Consider the following 19,557-nt stretch of genomic DNA (forward strand, 5'->3'; position numbering starts at 1 on the left):
CTGTTTTCTATATCCTCTTCTGTTTTTATATTAAACGTTATTTCGTAATTTTATTTTTTTGAACTAAATTACTTCCCGTATTTTCTTCTTTAAAGGAAACAATTTCTTCCTGTTTTTTTGTATTTCCAATAATTTCATTACTTTCAAAGACATTTCGTTTTACCTTATTGCCAATATATTTTTTAGCTTTATCTGCTCCTGTACCTGAAAAACAAAGTACATTTCCTTTAGTGTAAAACTTATTATTTTTAATAATAAAATTGTTTCCAGTGTCTAAATTCAAGTATTTATCCGTTTGCATCTGGTCTTTGATGTATTGTAATGATGTGTTTTCAAAATATCCTTTTATAACAACCTCACCTATATTTTGAAAGGTATTTCCCATAACATCAACATCATTCATATTGATAAAATAAGCTCCTGACTTTCGAACATCTCTAATCTGGTTATTAATGAATTTTGAATTAAAACTATAATCACTTACAATTCCATACATATATGAATTTTCAATAACATTATCTGAGATGATTGTCTCAGGAGAAAGGCTTACCGATATTGCTCCCGGACCCAGGGTTTCTTTTTCGTCAGAGCTTTTTAAAACATTATAAATTTTGTTTCCAATAATCTTTGAATTACGGGATTTCATTAAATAAATCCCCATTCCTTTATAAGTTTTAGCACCTTCCCAATTTCCAATATTCTCTACAGTATTATTGGTAATTACAGTACCGGACAAAGACTTGTCAGTATACACAGATTCGTATGCGATAATACCATAATGCCTGAAACCACTTATTTTATTGTTGTTAATGATATTATCTCTTCCGTGGCCAATAATTCCAATTCCAATTTTAGGAATATTATTTCCTTCCAATTGATTATTTTCTATAATGTTATTGGAATTGAAATACCCATCTCCTGAATAGCCCATCAATATGACCGCATCATCTCCTTCATTTTTCGATGTTTCTATTTTGGGATTTGTAAAGACATTATTTCTTATTATATTATCCTGACAACCGATATTTTTATTGGGCACCATCATAATATTCACTCCTGAGATATTATCAAAACGGTTATTTCTAATGATACATTTGGAAGCCCCAAGCATCAGAATACCATACCCGTCATAAAAAGACCGGGTGCTTTTTCCAGTTCCCGAAAAAAATCCGTTTTCAATAATACATGAATTTTTATTGATCAATATCCCGGATGTTTCGTTCACAAAGGAAAGTTTTGATTTTTTGTCAAAAGAAAGAATGGTATTGTCACTAATGGTTGTAACAACTGAACTGATTTGAAAGTTTCCTTTCAAGTATATTTTTAAATAACCCGCTTTAATTTTGGTATTTAGAGCAATCTGCAAATTTTTGGTATCTGTCCCTGAATTGTTGGTTCCCTGCAGTACTACTTTCACAGTATCTGCTGAAAAATTTAGTCCCAAATCTTTTTCTACTGAAACTTTTCCAAATGAAAAATTTGCACAAAATAGCAAAAGTAAAACCAGGTATTTATTCATTGATCTTTTTTATAAATAATTCAACATTATTAAAGTACGGAGCATATTTTTTGATCTTATTATCATCCCAGTTGTACCAATCTGTTTGTAATAACTGGTTCACTTTTTCATCATCAAATCTCTTTCTAATCAGTTTTGCCGGATTGCCTGCCCATATTTCATAAGGTCCAATATCTTTTACTACAACGCTTCCCATCCCGATAACGGCTCCGTTACCAACTTTAACGCCTGCTTTTATTTGCACATTATTAGCAATCCATACGTCATGCCCAATATTTGTTTCTAAATACAAATCAAATTTATGATGGGAAAATTTTTGTTTTAAATGATCTATATTCTCATTAAACACAGGAGAGGTGGAAACCCAATCTATACTGTGGGATAATCCTCCAATAACAATATTGGCTCCCAACGAACAAAACGAACCGATATGGGTATTGATGATCGTACAGTCATACCCTATGTCGGAATGCTTTCCCATAACCACATTTACCAGTTGTGAACCAGAACATACTTTCGAGGTTGAGTGAATTTTACTGTCTACAATCGCTCTAAGTCTGATTTTCTTCAGAATCTTATTCCAGATATATTCTATTTTCTGTAACATATTTTTTAGCTTATTGCCCTTTTTGCTATATTGTTGTATGAAAATTTTTCCAATCCTTTATTTCTGGCATTTTCCAGCATTTTCATATATTCAGACTTATCATTAACCAGTACATTTTTAAACTCCTTATATATTTCATCTGCCGAGTCTTTATATAAAAATCTGCAATTTCCTCCTACATCCACATGAGTCATCCCATCCCAATGTTTGAAAAAGCTTGGTGTTCCGGATCCTACTGCCTGCTCCCACAATACGGAATGTGTACCAGGAAACAAAATAAGATCTGCTAGGATGAAATAATCTAAAATATCTTCCGCCGAAAGCCAATTTACAAAAATAATACCTCCTTTGGATTCTTCCAAAAGCTTTTCAAATACCTCTTTAATTTCGGGATTAACTGTTCCAAAAACAATTAGTTTTATGTTGGGAATTTCTTTATTTAACTGATTAAAAGCCTCCATAACCAAATGAATGTTTTTCAGGAAATCAATTTTCCCACCTGTAACCATTACAAAGTCGTCACCTAAGTTATATTTTGATCTGAGTTTCTCACCAATATTTTCTTTCATTTTTGTTTCAAAAACGACATCATCGATTCCCATTTCCAACAGCTCTATCTTTTCCGGGCTAATTTTATAAGCATCTCTTAAAAAGTCACAACGTAAAGGAGTCACTCCATAAAACTTCGTTACAAAGGGAGACAAAACCTTGCCATAGTATCTCCAGATGATATGGTGGAATATATTTTTAGACAACCAGGTCTTTGCACTGTTGATATAATCTGTATGGCAATCCACATAAACTTTTACGTTTTTATGTTTTTTCAAATATTTCAGGACAACGGTTATATCCAAAAACGAATAATCATGAATAAATAATAAATCAGGTTTTTCCTCATATAAATATTTATTCAGATCTTTATAAATACGTAGAAAGCGGTTAAATTTATAGAAAGGTTTTTTATAGTCTATCCTTACTACTTTATAATTATCCTTACATATTTTAGAAGACTCCTCAGTAAGGAAATCCTGCTGCCCGTTGGAATTAAAGGTAACCAATGAAGCAAGTACAGTGACGTCATGCCCCTGTAAAGTATGGTATTTGGGAAGCATATTCTCCTGATAAGAATAATCATCAATATAAAAACTGGATAGGCACAGGTGGACTATTTTCATCTTATTTACTTGATTTAAAAAATATAAAATATAAATTTAGAAAAATAAAACCTCCACTCAAAAGAGAGGTAAATAACCCTACGTTTAATATAATAAAACAGAAGGGAATAAACAAAAGCCCCAACAGCAATCCATTGCTTGAAGAAATTTGTGACTTTGTAAATGCAAAATACAAGCCTAATATTATACAGATAAAGATAACTCCCGGTAATCCAAAACTGGCAATACCATCTGTAGCAATAAAGTTGGCATTTGCATTGGTTACTCCATCACCTACGAAATATTCTGAAACTTCAATACCTAGACTGTTCTTATATTTGTACCCTCCCGTAATGGCATTGACAATGTTGATGTGAGAAAAATATGTTTTGTCATGTATTTTGAAAAATTCATTGTACTGATAGGTTAGCAAACCTGCGATACCAAAAGTTCTCATCAGTATAACTGCTGAAAGCAGAAAGAAGCTTTTTGAAATTGCCATAAAGAGCAAACAAAGACCACTAAAAGCAAGTCCCAATGCATTAACAATTGAAGTACCCGGATGCTTTTTATATAAATAGTAAATAAGATAAATTACCAGAGGAATGAAAAGTGTGATTTTACTTGCACTTACTCCATATATAAATACCACTGAGAAGAAGCCATATATGATCTGTGCTTTGTTTGATTTTATTAACCCAATAATAAAAATAAGTGGTCCGATAAAATAACTGATCCAGAGAATCAGATACCCACTGAGCACTGATGATTCTTTTGCCACATCTCTCTGATCATATACTTTATCAAAGCTCACAATAGAATATACATCTCTGAACTCAAATAAAATATAAAGAATGATAAAGAACGAGAAGAAGTATAAAACCCTTAGCTTCGGCGCGGGAAATTTTACAGAGGAAGTTACCTTTGGGAAATTAAGGCCTGAAAGTGTAAATATAAGCATAAAGCCTATAAACACAGGTAACTGATTAATCAATCTATCATACCAATCTCCATAATGAAACATAAAGGTAATCATGATTGGAATATACAAAAGGTAATAAAATATAGTAAAAGAGACTTCTATAAATAGATATTTTCTTTTATTGATTAAGGCAATCGGCAGAATAATCATCACATAAGTAATGATTAAGCTGAAAGTATCCACATCCTTCTTCATGTAACCTAAATAGTCAAAATACTTATACAGATAATCGGTGTGGATATACTGATAAATAAAACTAAAAAGGAGTATTGAAAAAAATTCTTTATACCGTTTGAACATTTTTTACTTTTACAATTTTTATAAAACAATAACATGAAATGGCCGAAAAAATCATCATAACTACTGATAAAACGACCAAAAAGGTTTCAAATTGCCATTTAAGCAGATAAGCTCCCAAATATATCATTAATGTTAGAAACAATTGTATAACATTAAGTTTCAAAAGAAGTTTTTTCTTATCAAAAACCAGTGGAATATTGCTTAAAGGAATAAAGAAAAATTGTGATACTGCATAAAAAATAATTAAAACAGAGATGTTCTCTATTCCGCTCCATCTGGAAATATCTACAAAATTTTTAAGCTGGAATACAAAAAACTCCAAAATTGGGAAACAAATCAAGCAGCTTATTAAAAGCCACAAAAGAATTTTATTCACTTCCTTTTTTATGGCCGTATAATCTCCACTAAAATATAATTTCGATAAACTATTCCTTAATAATGCTCCTGTAACAGTTCCAATAATGATAGAGGGTAGCAATAGAATTCTCAACGCAAAAGAAAATAATCCTACGTTTGCACTGTTATAAAGATAAGAAAGTAGTATAGGATGGAAATACATGATGAGAATCGTAGCAATAGAACTCGGAAATATATATTTTACAAAAGATCTATTTTCATGAAAAATTTTCTTTAAAGATGGCAGGGAAAAAACGAAATATTCCTTTCCTTTCTTTAACATCCAAAATATATAAAATAGAGTTACAAGCCAGGAAGAAATGGTGTATGCGAATATAAGTGCATGATCTCCTTTTATCAGTAAAAGAAAAATTAAATTCAGTAAAGCTGTCAAAACCGGTAAAATACCGTTCAGCAAATGGTTTTCTTCAAACAAAATAAATTGCTGAATACTACCATTCATAGCTATGGTTATAGACATTGCAATCAATATAAAAAGATCTATATTGGGTTCAAATGCAAAGTAAAGTACCGACATAATAATATTTGTCAGAAGACTTACAAATATGGTCAGACTCAGTTTTTCAATAGCCGATTTTGAATCTTTTGATATAGCTACAGAAAGCTCAAACTTTAAAGTAGACAATGAGCCAATGATGGAGGTTACTGAAAGAACAAGACTAAAATACCCAAAGCTGTCCGGTGAAAAATGATATAAAATATAAAGCGTAGTAAGCAATGTAATAACCTGAGACAATGCTGTTCCCAAATAATAAACTAAATTGTCCTTATTAATCATTACTAAATTTTTTATTAAAAAACGCTTCGTTCTTTAAAATTTCTGTTTTATCCCATTCCCACCATTTCGAAGCTTCAAGTTCACTGATAGATTCGCTGCTGAATCTTTCTCTTATTTTTTTTGCCGGATTTCCTGCAACAATTGCGTAGGGTTCAACATCTTTTGTGACAACCGATCCTGCGCCAATTATAGCTCCTCTTCCTATTTTAACTCCTGATAATATCACAGAATTCGATCCAATCCAAACGTCATCTTCAATAATGATACTGCCTTTGGAAATTAAATCGCTTTCATGGGAACGAAAAAAATGCGCCTGCATATTGTAAGTTGTTGCCAAGTCATAATTATGGTAAAACTCCTGTATCACAACATTGGATGCGATAGAACAGAATGAACCGATAATTACCTGATTCACTTCGGCACAAATTCTTGTGGATGGACCACTGATACTTGTATATTTTCCAATAATAACCTTTCCAAAAACCTCAGGCTTATTAAAAAAGGTGACACCATCATTTAATGCAACGCCTGTTCCCAGCAAAGCATCTCTAAGGTTCACATCTTTTAATTTGCTTTTAATCAGATAAAAAAATACATTATGAGACATACTCACATTAAAGCTGCACTTTATCCTTTTAAAAATATTAATAAATAATGCAAAAAAAAGGTTGGCAATAAATCTTTTCATACTAATTATTTCTTGAGTGCATATATCCTTTCGATAATATCTACTATCTTCAGTCCCTCAAGGGCATTCGTAGTAATCGCACTTCTATTTTTCAAAACATCTACCACATTATCTATCACATAATGATGATTTGCAGCAGCTCCTTTATAAGCTCCAAAGCTTCGCATTGAATTTACATCAGCCAGTTCCGGCATTACATAGTCCTTTACATTACAAATCTCTACTTTATCCATATACTGACCTCCAATTTTCACAGATCCATTTTCAGCTATTATAGTCATGGAACTTTCCAGGTTTTGGTTCCATACTGAAGTAGAATAATTTAATGTTCCCATTCCACCATCTACAAAATCAAAATTGATAAAACCAGAATCTTCAAAATCTGTTAAATTTTTATGATTAAAATCTGCAAATTTCGCATGAATATTAGTAATATCTCCAAATAGCCAATACAAGATATCAATAAAATGGGAGAACTGTGTAAACAAAGTTCCTCCGTCTAATTTTTCTTTACCATGCCATGATTCTGTTTTGTAATATCTTTCATCCCTGTTCCAGAAACAATTGAGTTGAACCATATATATTTCACCCAATTTTCCACTGTCAATCATTTCTTTGATCCAAGTGGAAGGAGGAGAATATCGATTTTGCATGACAACAAAAATCTGTCTGTGTCTGTTAAGTGATTTAAAGACCAGTTTTTCAGCATCCTGTCTATTAAGAGCCATCGGCTTTTCTATAACTACATGTTTCCCTTCATCCAGAGCATTTGATGCGTGTTCAAAATGCAGCCCGTTTGGTGAAGCAACCACAATAACATCTGATTCAATATTTGAATCTAAAAAATCTTCCCATGATGAAAAAAAAGGAACATTATAGTTTTCTACATCTAATGAGTTACTTTCTTTAAAATCTATCAATGCTACCAATTCACATTCAGGATTTATAGAAATCATATCCGCATGTTTCTTCCCAATGTAACCACACCCTATAATGGCGAATTTAACCTTATCTTTCATATAAAGTAATTTAACTGTACTATTCTGCGGCCTGCAAAACTTCTCAAATAAAGCTTACGCTAGTCAATACCGTTATTTTTTTTCGGTACGATCAAACCAGGATCCTTGAAACTATATTATCTATAAGTTGGTATTTCTGTCCACTTTCCTCACATACTGCTGTTCCTTTTTCATCGAAAATAAGTTGGTGTCCATATTCACTCATCCATCCAATCTGTCTTGCGGGGTTTCCCATTACCAAAGCATAATCGGGTACCTCTTTTGTTACTACAGCACCGGCTCCAATAAAAGCATATCTTCCGATGGTATTTCCGCAAATAATTGTTGCATTGGCACCAATGGTTGCCCCTTTACCTACATGAGTTTTCATGTATTCTTTCTTTCTGCTTACAGCACTCCTGGGATTAATCAAATTGGTAAAAACCATTGAGGGCCCCAAGAAGACATCATCGTCACATGTTACTCCTTCATAGATGGAAACGTTATTTTGAACTTTGACATTATTACCTAAAACTACTTTAGGAGAAATCACCACATTTTGTCCAATATTACATCTTTCACCTAAAATACAGTTGAGCATAATATGAGAAAAAGCCCAAATTTTTGTTCCTTTTCCAATTGTACATTCACCGTCTATAATGGCTGTTTCATGTACAAAAAAATCAGTTTGGTCCATATTACACTTTAAAATATATCAAGAAGGAATTATACAATTGAAGCTTATAACAATGATATTTCGTTTCAACAATAAAGTATTTCGGGGCTTATCTTTCTATAGCCTTCCGTCTACCAAGTTTCTGTCCAGACATGCCTTGGTGTCAAAAACCACTGCATTGTCTTTCTTCAGCTCGTTAAGGTCCATAGTAAGAAATTCATTATGAGAAACAGCTATAATGATGGATTCATACTTTTTGTTTTTCTGAAGAGTATCAAGAATATCAATTCCATATTCATGTTTTACTTCTTCCGTACTTGCCCATGGATCATAGATATCTACATTGATTCCGTAATCTGTAAGTTCTTTATAAATATCAACCACCTTTGTGTTTCTTACGTCAGGACAGTTCTCTTTAAAGGTAACTCCCAAGATCAGTGCATTTGAATCTTTGATTACACCTCCTTTTGCAATAAGAAGTTTTACCACTTTAGAAGCAACAAATTTTGCAATAGAGTCATTGACACGTCTTCCTGACAATATAACATCGGGATGATATCCTAACTGTTCGGCTTTATGAGCCAGATAGTATGGGTCTACCGAGATACAGTGCCCTCCTACTAAACCAGGTTTATACTTAAGAAAGTTATATTTTGTTCCTGCAGCTTCCAATACATCATTGGTATCAATGCCAATTCTGTCAAAAATTAAAGCAAGTTCATTCACAAAAGAAATGTTAACATCACGCTGTGCATTTTCTATTGCCTTTGATGCTTCTGCTACTTTAAGACTTGGTGCTTTATGCGTTCCTGCAGTAATAATTTTTTTATATAGCTGGTCTACTTCTTCAGCAATATCTTCAGTAGATCCTGAAGTTACTTTTTTCACACTGGTAAGGGTGTTTACTTTATCACCCGGATTGATTCTTTCCGGAGAATAGCCTACAAAAAAGTCTTCGTTGAATTTAAGTCCTGAATGTTTTTCCAGAACCGGTACACATTCTTCTTCTGTACAGCCAGGGAAAACCGTAGATTCATAAATAATAATGTCATCTTTCTTAATAATCCCTCCAAGCATTTTAGATGCAGAAATAAGAGGGTTTAAGTCTGGAGCATTATATCTGTCAATAGGTGTTGGAACTGTTACGATAAAAACATTAGCATCCGCAATTTCAGACAATTGGCTGGTTGCTTTATATCCTAAACTCCCGTTGGACTCTTTATATTTTTTTAAACCTTCATTGAGTTTTTCAATTTCAGCTTCAAGTGTTATATCTAACCCATCATTAAGCTGATCCACTCTTAGTACATTAATATCAAATCCTAAAACAGGATAATGACTGGCAAATTCTAAAGATAAAGGCAGCCCTACATAGCCTTGCCCAATAACCGCTATTTTATATGTTTTTATCATTAGCTAAATTTATTTTTAATTTTTTCAAACCATGTCTGTTCTTTGTGGTTATTATATCCATAACCATACTTATTATTGTATCCTAAGTTTTCGCTGCTTACATCATTTAGAACAAATCCAACATTTTTAATCTTACTGGCATCAATATTATTATTGGCGAATTCCAGAAGTGCTTTCTCAGTATATTTAGATCTTGAAACATAAATAGTTACATCAGCAAGCTCAGCAATCAGGAATGTATCTGTTACCAGAAGAAGCGGTGCAGTATCCAAGATAATATATTCGTATTTTTCCTTCAACTCATTTAAAAGTGCTTCATATCGGCCATTAGACAGTAATTCAGTCGGGTTTGGCGGAATCATTCCAGAATAGATAACATCTAAATGAGGATTGAAAGATGATACATGAATAATTTCTTCCAACTTGGTCTGATCACTGTAAAGATACTCAGTAAGCCCAGTAAGCCCTTTTCTAGCAGGATTATATCTCTGAAGCTGTGGGTTTCTAATATCTGAACCTATAATAATGGCTTTTTTCTTAGGATTAGCTAATGTTAAAGCTAAATTCACTGAGGCAAACGTTTTCCCTTCTCCCTTTACCGTTGATGTAACAAATACAACTTTGCTTTTCTTTTCTTTAGGAAGCATAAAGTTCATATTTGTAATAAGAATTCTGAAAGCTTCTGCCATAGGATTAATATCATTCATCTGAACAATATCTGAATCTCCTTTTTCAAGACTTGGCAATTCTGCAATGACAGGGGCATGAACTAATTTCTCCAGGTCATGTTTAGTAACTACCTTATTATTAAGAAGCAGTCTCAGGTAAATAATGATAAAAGGAAGCAATAATCCAAGGGCTAAAGCAGCCATAAGAACTGCACTGCTTTTAGGAGAGACAGGAGCAGGAGATGCATATGCTGCGTCAACTACTTTTGCCTTAGGTGCTACAATAGATTGTGCAATGGCAGTTTCTTCTCTTTTTTGAAGGAGTAAAAGATATAAATTTTCTTTTATCTGCTGTTGTCTTTCTATGCTTCTAAACATTTTTTCGATTGAAGGAAGCTTTGAAATCTTTCCGGAAACGTTATTCTGTTCACCTAAGTATTCGTTTCTTGCAAGTTCAAGACCAACTTTATTTCTCTGAAGGCTTTGCGTAATTGAGCTTCGCACAGAATTGATCTGTTTCGTAACATCCACTACCGTAGGGTTTTCATCAGTAGCAGATTCAAGAAGTCTGTTTCTTTGTAAAATAAGCTGGTTATATGTAGAAATACCATTGGTAGCTTCGGGGTTGTTTAATCCTACATTAGCCGGAAGAATCTGGTATTGTCCTTGTTTTGACACATAACCTATAAGAGCATTTGTAAGCTCCAATTGAGCATCTACATCCAGCTGTTTTGCTCTTGCAGCAGCAGAACTTTCTAAATTAATTTTAGCTTCAGTTTCTAAATCGGTAAGATTATTTTTCGCTTTAAAACTTTCTTTTTGATTCTCAACTTCACCAAGTTCACCTGACAGCTTTTTAATTCTATCTTCAATAAAGTTAAGAGTCTTTCCTGATTCTGAATTTTTATCAGAAATAGCATCGTTATTATAAGCTATTACCAGAGTATTAAGAACATCTTTGGCTTTTGAAATCTGAGGATATTTCAGTCCCAGTTTAACGATAGTTGCATCTTTGGTGGCAAGGGTCACATCAAGAGCACCTTGAAGACTGTTTACTTTTGCTTCCAACGTAGAAATTTGAAGTAACAGGTTTTTTGTGTCTACTCCTTTAATTTCAGCCGGATTAAATTTTGGATTCTTTGTTATAATGATATTAGCAAACGGAAGACCAATTGTTTTTCCATAAGTAGTAACAATTTCCTTATCTAATTTTTCAGAACTAATAATCAGCTTTTCATTATCGATTGTTAATTTTACAGTATTAGTGGGACCTTTACCTTGTTTTTCAGAAATCACCTTTATATCAACAGGAGAAGTTTCTTTATATAATTCTAAAGTAGTAACTCTGCCTTTTGCAATAATATTTGTCTGAAGATTCTGATTGATAACCACCTCCCGCATCATCTTTTTAGACTTTAGTATCTCTACTTCATTGGCGATACTGTTGGTTTTTAATCCACCTAGACCGGATAGGTCGGGCAAAATTCCAAGATCATTAGGTACTGGTGAAGAAGAATTTTTGGCATCTTTTATCAGTATTGTAGACTGTACGTCATATACCGGCACCATGAACTTTAGTGAAATATATCCTATAATAAGTGCTGCAAATGCACTTAGAAAAAACCAAGGCCACTTCCGGAGAAACGGTTTTATGATTTCGTTAATATTAATATTGCTTGAACTGCTTTCTGCTTCTGAAAATTGTGAAGGCTGCTGGTTATCCATCAATTTTTTATTTCTTATTAAATAAACTTACTACTACTGCTACAGCCGTAACTGCAATCGAAACACCTGTTAAGATAAGTCCTGTATTTGGGTTTTGTTTTGCTAAAACGTCTTTTGTATTGTTGGAAGAGATAATAATGGCATCCCCTTGTTTTAGATTATAGTATGGTGAGTTGATTAAATTACCATCACGAAGATTCACACGTCCATGGGAAACAACTCCATTTTCCGTTCTGATCACCAGTACGTCTTCTCTTTTTCCATATGATGTCAAATCACCAGCAAGTCCTAAGGCATTTAATATGGTTGCCTGCCCGTTTGTTATGGTATAGTCTCCTTGTCTGTTAACTTCTCCTAATACAGTTACTTTGAAATTAGCAAGTCTCACATTTAAAGTAGGATTAATCACGTATTTTTCCATTCGCGTTCTAAGTTCCTCTTTAAAATCTACTAAGCTCTTATTGGATGTGTTTATCTTACCTAAAATGGGGAAATCTACGTTTCCATCAGCATCTACAATATACGTAGGGCCTGAAAGAATTGTAGCACCTTGATTAGGTGTATTACTACCCGCGAAACTATTACTCTGTACCAATTCAGAAGAAGAATAATTTTGATTGAACGGTTTTACCACATCCATATCTTTCGCTGTGATCAGAATAATAAGCTGATCCCCTACCTGTATTGTGGGTTTAGAATTTTTTTCCGATGCTTCTATAGCAACCTTCTCTATATTCTGCATATAGTTCAAGTCATTTGGCTTACTTTGGTTTACCTTGCAGGAAACCAGCATCAATGCAAGAGATATTGCTAATATTTTTCCCTTCATATTTTAAAAATTGTACAAATATACATTTATATTTTTGCTATTTATCTAATACTTCGTAGATCGAATTATTACTCTTAAATTCCGGAACAATAATCTTCAGCATCTTTACTACGTCCACTTTTTCTTCCATTACTGAAGCATCTGTAATCAAATTTATCAGGCTTTCTATTTCAGAGAATGATTTCATAGGATCTTTAGAAATCATAATTTTTTCGTTATGAGTAGGAAGTGTTTTTGCATCATCGCTCAACAATTCTTCATATAACTTTTCTCCTGGCCGTAGACCAGTATATATGATTTTTATATCAATATTAGGTTCAAAACCGGATAGCTTTATCATTCTTCTTGCCAAGTCTAAGATCTTTACAGGCTCTCCCATATCGAAAACAAAGATTTCTCCACCTTGCCCCATTGTTCCCGCCTGAAGAACAAGTTCACAGGCTTCTGGAATTGTCATGAAATATCTTACAATATCAGGATGGGTGATCGTAACAGGACCACCTGCCTCAATTTGTTTTTTGAAATGAGGAATAACAGAACCGTTCGATCCTAATACATTTCCAAATCTAGTCGTAATAAATTTTGTTGTATTTCCATCAACATGCTGTAAAGACTGAACAAATAATTCTGCTGCTCTTTTTGAAGCCCCCATCACGTTGGTAGGATTTACAGCCTTATCTGTGGAGATCATTACAAATCTATTCACTTTATAACGGCTGGATAAAACAGCTATATTTTTTGATCCCAAAACATTGACACGAATGGCCTCATTTGGATTTTCTTCCACCAATGGAACGTGCTTATAGGCCGCAGCATGGTAAACCATTGAAAAATTATAGGTTTGAAACAATGGCTCAACCCTGTGTATATTGGAAACGTCTGCTAAAACAAATTTAAATCTGATATGAGGAAACTTCTCTTTAACTTCAAGTTCAATATCATATAGCGGTGTTTCGGCCTGATCCAAAACAACGATCAGTGAAGGATTAAACTGTGCTACCTGTCTTACGATTTCACTTCCTATAGAACCTGCACCACCAGTTACCAGTATATATTTATTAAAGTGTCTGCTTTTAACTTCTTCACTTTCAATTTTAATAGGCTTTCTGTTGAGAAGATCCTCGATTTGAAGGTTTCGTATTGCACCCCCTAAATCACTGTCTCTTAATTTTTGTACAGAAGGAGCTTTGAATATGTTTAAATCTTTTTCCAAGAATAAATTCACCCACGAATTCATCTCATCCTTAGACATCATTTCTTTAACGATAATAACACCATCAATGATAAGGTCTTCTTTTGTAGCCTCCTCTATTCTTCTTTTTTCATAAATAGGTTTTCCTAATAACGACGCCCTTTTGGAATCGGTTCTTTGAGTAAGAAATCCTACTACCTGATAAGGCAGACTGGGATTATCCAAAATGGCACGAGCTATAGCAATAGACTGCTCATCGATACCAAGTACTAATATTCTCTTTTTTAAAGTACTTCTCCTGTATTCTCTCACAATATGAAAAAACTCTTTAACATATAGTCTAAAGAGAAACAGCCCCATGAAGGATATTATAAAATATAGTATAAGAAAAGGAGTTAATATGAACTTTCCTCCTGTAAACCAGAAATAAATAAGATTAACGAGGCCTACTACTGTCATAGTACAAAAGCAGGAGATCAGAAGCTTGAAAAGGTCAATAAAGGTAGAGTGCCTTATAATCCCTGCATAGGTCTTAAAAAAATACATAAACATAGTGTTTATCAGTATAATAAAAGCAAAAACAACACTTTTATCTTCATGATAAATAAACTCTTTCTGAGTAATTTTTTCAATGGTGTAGGTAGATAGAAATAAAGACATTACCAGAATAATAATATCTATTACAAGTATTATCCATCTGGGAAGATATCTTACATCTGAGAGATTGACAACATTATCACCTCCAAATATTTTTTTTCTAAGAGAGCTGTACATTGTCTGTATTTGTGTTCATATTTAAATGGGACTAAACCCGATTTTTATTAATAATAATTTTAAAGTACGATGCAAAATTAAAATAAAATCTCATCTATTACTTAAATTTAAAAAAACAAATTTAGTGAATTTCATTTTCTAAAACTTCAGAAATTCTGGCTCTATTTTCATCCGTTAAATTGGTCCCTGACGGTAAACAAAGTCCTGCGTCAAAAAGTGTACCAGATAAATTATCTCCGAAAAACTTATATCCTTTATATAGGGGTTGCAAGTGCATTGGCTTCCATAGATATCTGGTTTCTATATTATTCCGTGAAAACTCACTCTTTATTTTTTCTTTTGATAAATTATTTTTCAGGATAATAGTATTGAGCCAATAATTAGAATAAAAGTCACTATTTGGTGCAGAAAAAAGTTCAACACTATCATTATTCTTCACCATACCTTGATAAAAATCATGATTTTTTCTCCGTTGATTGATCTTTTCTTCCAATGTTTCCAACTGCCCTCTTCCGATTCCTGCCGCAATATTATCGATCCTGTAGTTATATCCTACCTCAGAATGACTATAGAATTCTTCCTTGTCTTTAGCCTGGGTAGCTAGAAAAAGCGCTCTGTTTTTAACTGAAATATTTTTTGATATTAAAATTCCTCCTCCTCCGGTAGTAATAATTTTGTTTCCGTTAAAACTTATTACAGATATATCCCCAAAAGTTCCGCACAGCTGGCCTTTATACTTACTTCCAAGAGCTTCCGCACTGTCTTCAATGATAGGGATTTCATATTCTCTTGAGATCCGAAATATCTCTTCTACTTTGAAAGGCATTCCATATAAAGATACAGTGATAATCGCTTTTGGCTTTTTCCCTTGCTGAATACAGTATTTTATGGCCTCTTCCAATGCATCCGGGCACATATTCCAGGTCTCGTTTTCGCTATCAACAAATACAGGAATAGCTTTAAGATAGAGAATTGGGTTGGCTGTAGCTACAAAAGTGAAAGACTGGCAAATAACAAAATCACCTTCTTCAACATCAAGTAGTCGCAATGCCAGATGAATGGCTGCAGTTCCGGAGGACAAGGCTGTAACATGAGAATTGTTTCCTAAATAGTTTTCAAGGCTATTCTCAAATTCATCTATATTGGCGCCGTATTGAGAGATCCAGTTGGTATCGAATGCGTTCTGTATATATTTAAGCTCATTTCCGCCCATATGCGGAGGTGACAGCCAAATCTTTTCTTTTTTCAATTATCTGCTGATGTTTCTTCAAAAGTATCATTTATTTTCTCATATTCAAAACCCCGGCTCATTAAATATTTTATCGTTTTGGATTTTTTCTGATATTCCTGCAAACCTTTCTGTTTTGAGGAATAGTCTTCAAATATTTTTCTAATCATTTTTTCGTAATCGTCTTCGTGTATTTCATCAAAACAGCTATTGATGAGCTTTTCGGTGATCTGTTTCTGCTTCAGGTGCATTTTGATCTTATTCCTGCCCCAGTGCTTGATGTAAAATTTGCCTCTGATATAGCTTCTTGTAAATCGTTCCTCATTCAGATAATTTTCCTTCAGAAGGTACAGGATGATCTCATCTTTAGCCTCCTCGATCAGCAGGAATTCCCGCATTTTCTGTTCAACTTCTGCGTGACAACGGTCCTGATAAACACAATAGTTCACCAGTTTCAGTTTTATTTCATCAAAAGTGAAAGACTTTTTCTCCATAATAGATATGAAAAAGAATGGACAAGATGCCCATTCTTTATTATAATGTTACATTAAATTAATAGTTGAACAGAGCCCTGCCTTCCATCAGTTCATTTACTTTCTTTCTTACAGAACCGATAACTTCTTCATTTTTGATATTGTCTACAACATCAGAAATAAGTCCTGCAATCGTATCCATATCATTTTCTTTAAGCCCTCTTGTAGTGATCGCTGCAGTTCCCAGTCTGATACCGGAAGTCGTGAACGGCGATTTATCATCAAAAGGAACCATGTTTTTGTTACATGTAATATCTGCAAGTACTAACGCTTTTTCCGTTTCTTTTCCGTTTACATTCTTATTTCTAAGATCTACCAGCATTAAGTGATTGTCTGTACCTCCACTTACAATATCGAAACCTCTGTCGATCATCGCTTTTGATAATGCTTTTGCATTAGCTTGAACCTGCTTGGCATACGTTTCAAACTGACCGTCGATAGCTTCAGCGAAAGCAACTGCTTTACCAGCAATAACGTGCTCTAATGGACCACCCTGAATTCCTGGAAATACAGCGCCGTCCAATACCTGGCTCATCATCTTCGTTTCTCCTTTCGGGGTTTTGTGCCCGTATGTATTTTCGAAGTCTTTGCCCATCATGATCATTCCTCCTCTCGGACCTCTTAAAGTCTTGTGCGTAGTGGTAGTTACTACATGGCAATGCTCGAATGGAGAGTTTAATAATCCTTTAGCTACTAAACCGGCCGGGTGAGCAATATCTGCCCAAAGCGTTGCTCCGATTTCGTCTGCAACCTCTCTGAATTTAGCATAATCCAAATCTCTTGAATAGGCAGAGAAACCTGCGATCAGCATTTTTGGTCTTTCTCTTAAAGCCACTTCTCTCATCTGATCGTAATCGATAAGTCCGGTTTCTTTCTGAACCCCATAAGAAACCACCTGATACTGAATTCCGGAGAAGTTCACTCCTGAACCGTGAGTAAGGTGTCCTCCCATTGAAAGGTCCATTCCCATGATTTTATCTCCTGCTTTCAAAACTGCAAGATAAACGGCAGCATTAGCCTGAGATCCGGAATGCGGCTGTACGTTGACATAGTCTACACCGAAAAGTTCCTTTGCTCTGTTGATGGCTAATGTTTCAACCTCATCTACTACTTCACAACCTCCGTAATATCTTTTTCCGGGATATCCTTCAGCATATTTGTTGGTCAGTACACTTCCCATTGCTTTCATCACGTTCTCAGAAACAAAGTTTTCTGACGCAATAAGCTCTAATCCATGGGCTTGTCTTTGTCTTTCTTTTTCAATCAGGTCGAAAATAATGTCCATTTTACTTTTAGTTTTTGAAATTTTTCACCCCAAATGTACGGAATTTCCCTTAAGATTTCTGTATCAGAAAGTATGATTTTAGACCAAAATTTTGGGTTTTAAGTTTGAATCTGCTATTATTCGTAATTCCCTTTACTTCAGTTGGTATTTCTTTTTCAGGTATAAACTCGCCTTAACCAAGACAATCAATACAGGAACTTCCACAAGAGGACCAATAACCCCGACAAACGCCTGCGAGGAATGAATTCCAAAAACAGCAATACTCACCGCAATAGCCAATTCAAAATTATTTCCCGTCGCCGTAAACGCAATGGCAGCGTTTTTATCATAAGGTACTTTAATCAATCTGTTAATCGAAAAGCTAATGAAAAACATCAGTACAAAATAGATGATCAGCGGAATGGCAACTTTGACAACATCCATGGGCAGCTCCAGTATTTTATCTCCTTTCAGGCTAAACATTAAGACAATTGTAAACAGTAAAGCATATAAAGTAACAGGCGAGATCATTGGAATAAATTTCCGGCTGTACCATTCTTTTCCTTTCCATTTTGTGAGAAAATAGCGGCTTAAAAAACCTGCTAAAAAAGGAATTCCCAGATAAATCAAAACACTTTCCGTAACATCCCGGATGGGTACTGAAACATTAAAATTACCGAGTCCTAATTTCTGCGGAAGCACATTAATAAACAGCCATACCAGAAAACTATAGGAAACAATCTGAAAAACACTGTTCAAAGCAATCAGCATAGCGGCATATTCCCGGTTTCCCTGAGCCAGATCATTCCAGACAATCACCATCGCAATACATCTTGCCAACCCTATCAGAATTAGCCCTATCATAAAGTCCGGCTCATTTTTAAGAAAAATAACCGCCAATACAAACATTAAAACAGGTCCTACGATCCAATTTAACAGTAACGAAACGGATATTACTTTTTTATCCCTGAATACTTGAGGTAATAAGGCATAATCCACTTTCGCCAACGGCGGATACATCATCAGGATCAGTCCGGCCGCTAAAGGTATATTGGTAGTACCCGAAGAAAATGAATTGGTTATCACAGAAACGCCGGGAAAAAAATATCCCAAACCAATGCCCGTCAGCATGGCCAGAAAGATCCAAAGGGTCAGATATCTGTCGAGAAGTTTTAATTTAGACTTCATTCTGCATTATTTATTTTTGAAAAAACATAAAACATTTCTGCACCAATCTGCCTGCTTCTTTCTTTGTACGTCTCGGTTTGTGTGGGGTGTCCATCTGAAATTTTCGGATCTTCAAATGTAATGGGAATCCGTTTTTCTGCCCCTGAAATAAAGGGACAGCCTCCATCTGCCTGAGAACAGGTCATCACTGCTGCAAAACCGCTGTCCGTATTAAAAATATCATCATACTTTTTAGAAAATCCAATAAGCGGCAAAGCATTTTCGGAATATTTTATTGCATACACAGGATTTTCACTTTCACTTAGTTTCCAGATATGAAAACCGGTTTCTACTAATGTTTCGGCAATTTTAGGAAATAAAGCCGTGGTTTCCGTCCCTCCGGAATAACAGTGTACATCGGAAATGTTAAAATAAGCAGAGGCAGTTTGCGCCCAGATCTGTGCAAGATGGCTTCTCCGTGAATTGTGAGTACAGATAAAATTAATATCTATTGATTCCCGGTTTCTTTTTTTCTTTTCTATAAAATCGATTAGGGGTTGCAATACCGCTTTTCTTTCGTCAGTGATCTCTAGCAAAAGAATTTCTTCTATCTGTTGTAGCAATTTAGGATACATTTCAACTGTA

17 protein-coding genes are annotated in these 19,557 nt (G+C 34.3%); all 17 read right to left on the bottom strand.

What is annotated here, in order from left to right:
* Positions 1-37: 37 nt before the first annotated feature.
* Entirely contained in the window at positions 38-1,204 is a 1,167-nt protein-coding gene (locus N0B48_RS22390; RefSeq protein WP_349644563.1) for a right-handed parallel beta-helix repeat-containing protein, read from the bottom strand.
* Between the two features lie 307 nt (positions 1,205-1,511).
* Positions 1,512-2,126 carry a CatB-related O-acetyltransferase gene (locus N0B48_RS22395; protein ID WP_259841685.1) on the bottom strand — a complete coding sequence of 205 codons (615 nt, stop codon included), beginning with the start codon at positions 2,124-2,126 and terminating at the stop codon, positions 1,512-1,514.
* A gap of 5 nt (positions 2,127-2,131) precedes the next feature.
* The gene (locus tag N0B48_RS22400; protein WP_259841686.1) at positions 2,132-3,301 is read right to left on the bottom strand and encodes a glycosyltransferase family 4 protein; all 1,170 of its coding nucleotides are present in this window, start codon (positions 3,299-3,301) and stop codon (positions 2,132-2,134) included.
* 1 nt (position 3,302) lies between these two features.
* Positions 3,303-4,562: a hypothetical protein gene (locus N0B48_RS22405; RefSeq protein WP_259841687.1), complete on the bottom strand. Its 1,260-nt coding sequence runs from the start codon at positions 4,560-4,562 to the stop codon at positions 3,303-3,305.
* Entirely contained in the window at positions 4,546-5,757 is a 1,212-nt protein-coding gene (locus tag N0B48_RS22410; protein ID WP_259841688.1) for an oligosaccharide flippase family protein, read from the bottom strand. The genes N0B48_RS22405 and N0B48_RS22410 overlap by 17 nt, the downstream gene beginning before the upstream one ends.
* A complete protein-coding gene (locus N0B48_RS22900; RefSeq protein ID WP_283950737.1) occupies positions 5,750-6,445 on the bottom strand; it encodes a CatB-related O-acetyltransferase in 696 nt (231 codons plus the stop codon). The genes N0B48_RS22410 and N0B48_RS22900 overlap by 8 nt, the downstream gene beginning before the upstream one ends.
* Before the next feature lie 5 nt (positions 6,446-6,450).
* Positions 6,451-7,464: a Gfo/Idh/MocA family protein gene (locus tag N0B48_RS22420; protein ID WP_259841689.1), complete on the bottom strand. Its 1,014-nt coding sequence runs from the start codon at positions 7,462-7,464 to the stop codon at positions 6,451-6,453.
* Between the two features lie 91 nt (positions 7,465-7,555).
* Positions 7,556-8,140 (bottom strand): acyltransferase, encoded by a 585-nt coding sequence (locus N0B48_RS22425; protein WP_259841690.1) that lies wholly within the window; start codon positions 8,138-8,140, stop codon positions 7,556-7,558.
* A 96-nt stretch (positions 8,141-8,236) separates the two neighbouring features.
* Positions 8,237-9,532 (bottom strand): nucleotide sugar dehydrogenase, encoded by a 1,296-nt coding sequence (locus N0B48_RS22430; protein ID WP_259841691.1) that lies wholly within the window; start codon positions 9,530-9,532, stop codon positions 8,237-8,239.
* Positions 9,532-11,925 carry a GumC family protein gene (locus N0B48_RS22435; RefSeq protein WP_259841692.1) on the bottom strand — a complete coding sequence of 798 codons (2,394 nt, stop codon included), beginning with the start codon at positions 11,923-11,925 and terminating at the stop codon, positions 9,532-9,534. The genes N0B48_RS22430 and N0B48_RS22435 overlap by 1 nt, the downstream gene beginning before the upstream one ends.
* Positions 11,926-11,932: 7 nt before the next feature.
* Positions 11,933-12,754 (bottom strand): polysaccharide biosynthesis/export family protein, encoded by an 822-nt coding sequence (locus N0B48_RS22440; protein WP_259841693.1) that lies wholly within the window; start codon positions 12,752-12,754, stop codon positions 11,933-11,935.
* A 37-nt stretch (positions 12,755-12,791) separates the two neighbouring features.
* Complete coding sequence (locus tag N0B48_RS22445; RefSeq protein WP_259841695.1) at positions 12,792-14,720, bottom strand: polysaccharide biosynthesis protein; 1,929 nt, start codon at positions 14,718-14,720, stop codon at positions 12,792-12,794.
* Positions 14,721-14,841: 121 nt separating this feature from the next.
* The gene (locus N0B48_RS22450; RefSeq protein WP_259841696.1) at positions 14,842-15,969 is read right to left on the bottom strand and encodes a DegT/DnrJ/EryC1/StrS family aminotransferase; all 1,128 of its coding nucleotides are present in this window, start codon (positions 15,967-15,969) and stop codon (positions 14,842-14,844) included.
* A complete protein-coding gene (locus N0B48_RS22455) occupies positions 15,966-16,442 on the bottom strand; it encodes a regulatory protein RecX (RefSeq protein ID WP_259841697.1) in 477 nt (158 codons plus the stop codon). Before N0B48_RS22455 ends, N0B48_RS22450 begins: the two co-directional genes overlap by 4 nt.
* A gap of 58 nt (positions 16,443-16,500) precedes the next feature.
* A complete protein-coding gene (gene glyA, locus N0B48_RS22460) occupies positions 16,501-17,766 on the bottom strand; it encodes a serine hydroxymethyltransferase (protein WP_259841698.1) in 1,266 nt (421 codons plus the stop codon).
* 132 nt (positions 17,767-17,898) lie between these two features.
* Positions 17,899-18,933, bottom strand: a complete 1,035-nt coding sequence (gene arsB / locus N0B48_RS22465) for an ACR3 family arsenite efflux transporter (protein ID WP_259841699.1) — start codon at positions 18,931-18,933, stop codon at positions 17,899-17,901.
* Positions 18,930-19,547: a low molecular weight phosphatase family protein gene (locus tag N0B48_RS22470; RefSeq protein ID WP_259841700.1), complete on the bottom strand. Its 618-nt coding sequence runs from the start codon at positions 19,545-19,547 to the stop codon at positions 18,930-18,932. Before N0B48_RS22470 ends, arsB begins: the two co-directional genes overlap by 4 nt.
* Between the last annotated feature and the right edge of the window lie 10 nt (positions 19,548-19,557).

The organism is Chryseobacterium herbae (assembly GCF_025154075.1).
GTDB classification, from domain to species: Bacteria; Bacteroidota; Bacteroidia; order Flavobacteriales; family Weeksellaceae; genus Chryseobacterium; species Chryseobacterium herbae.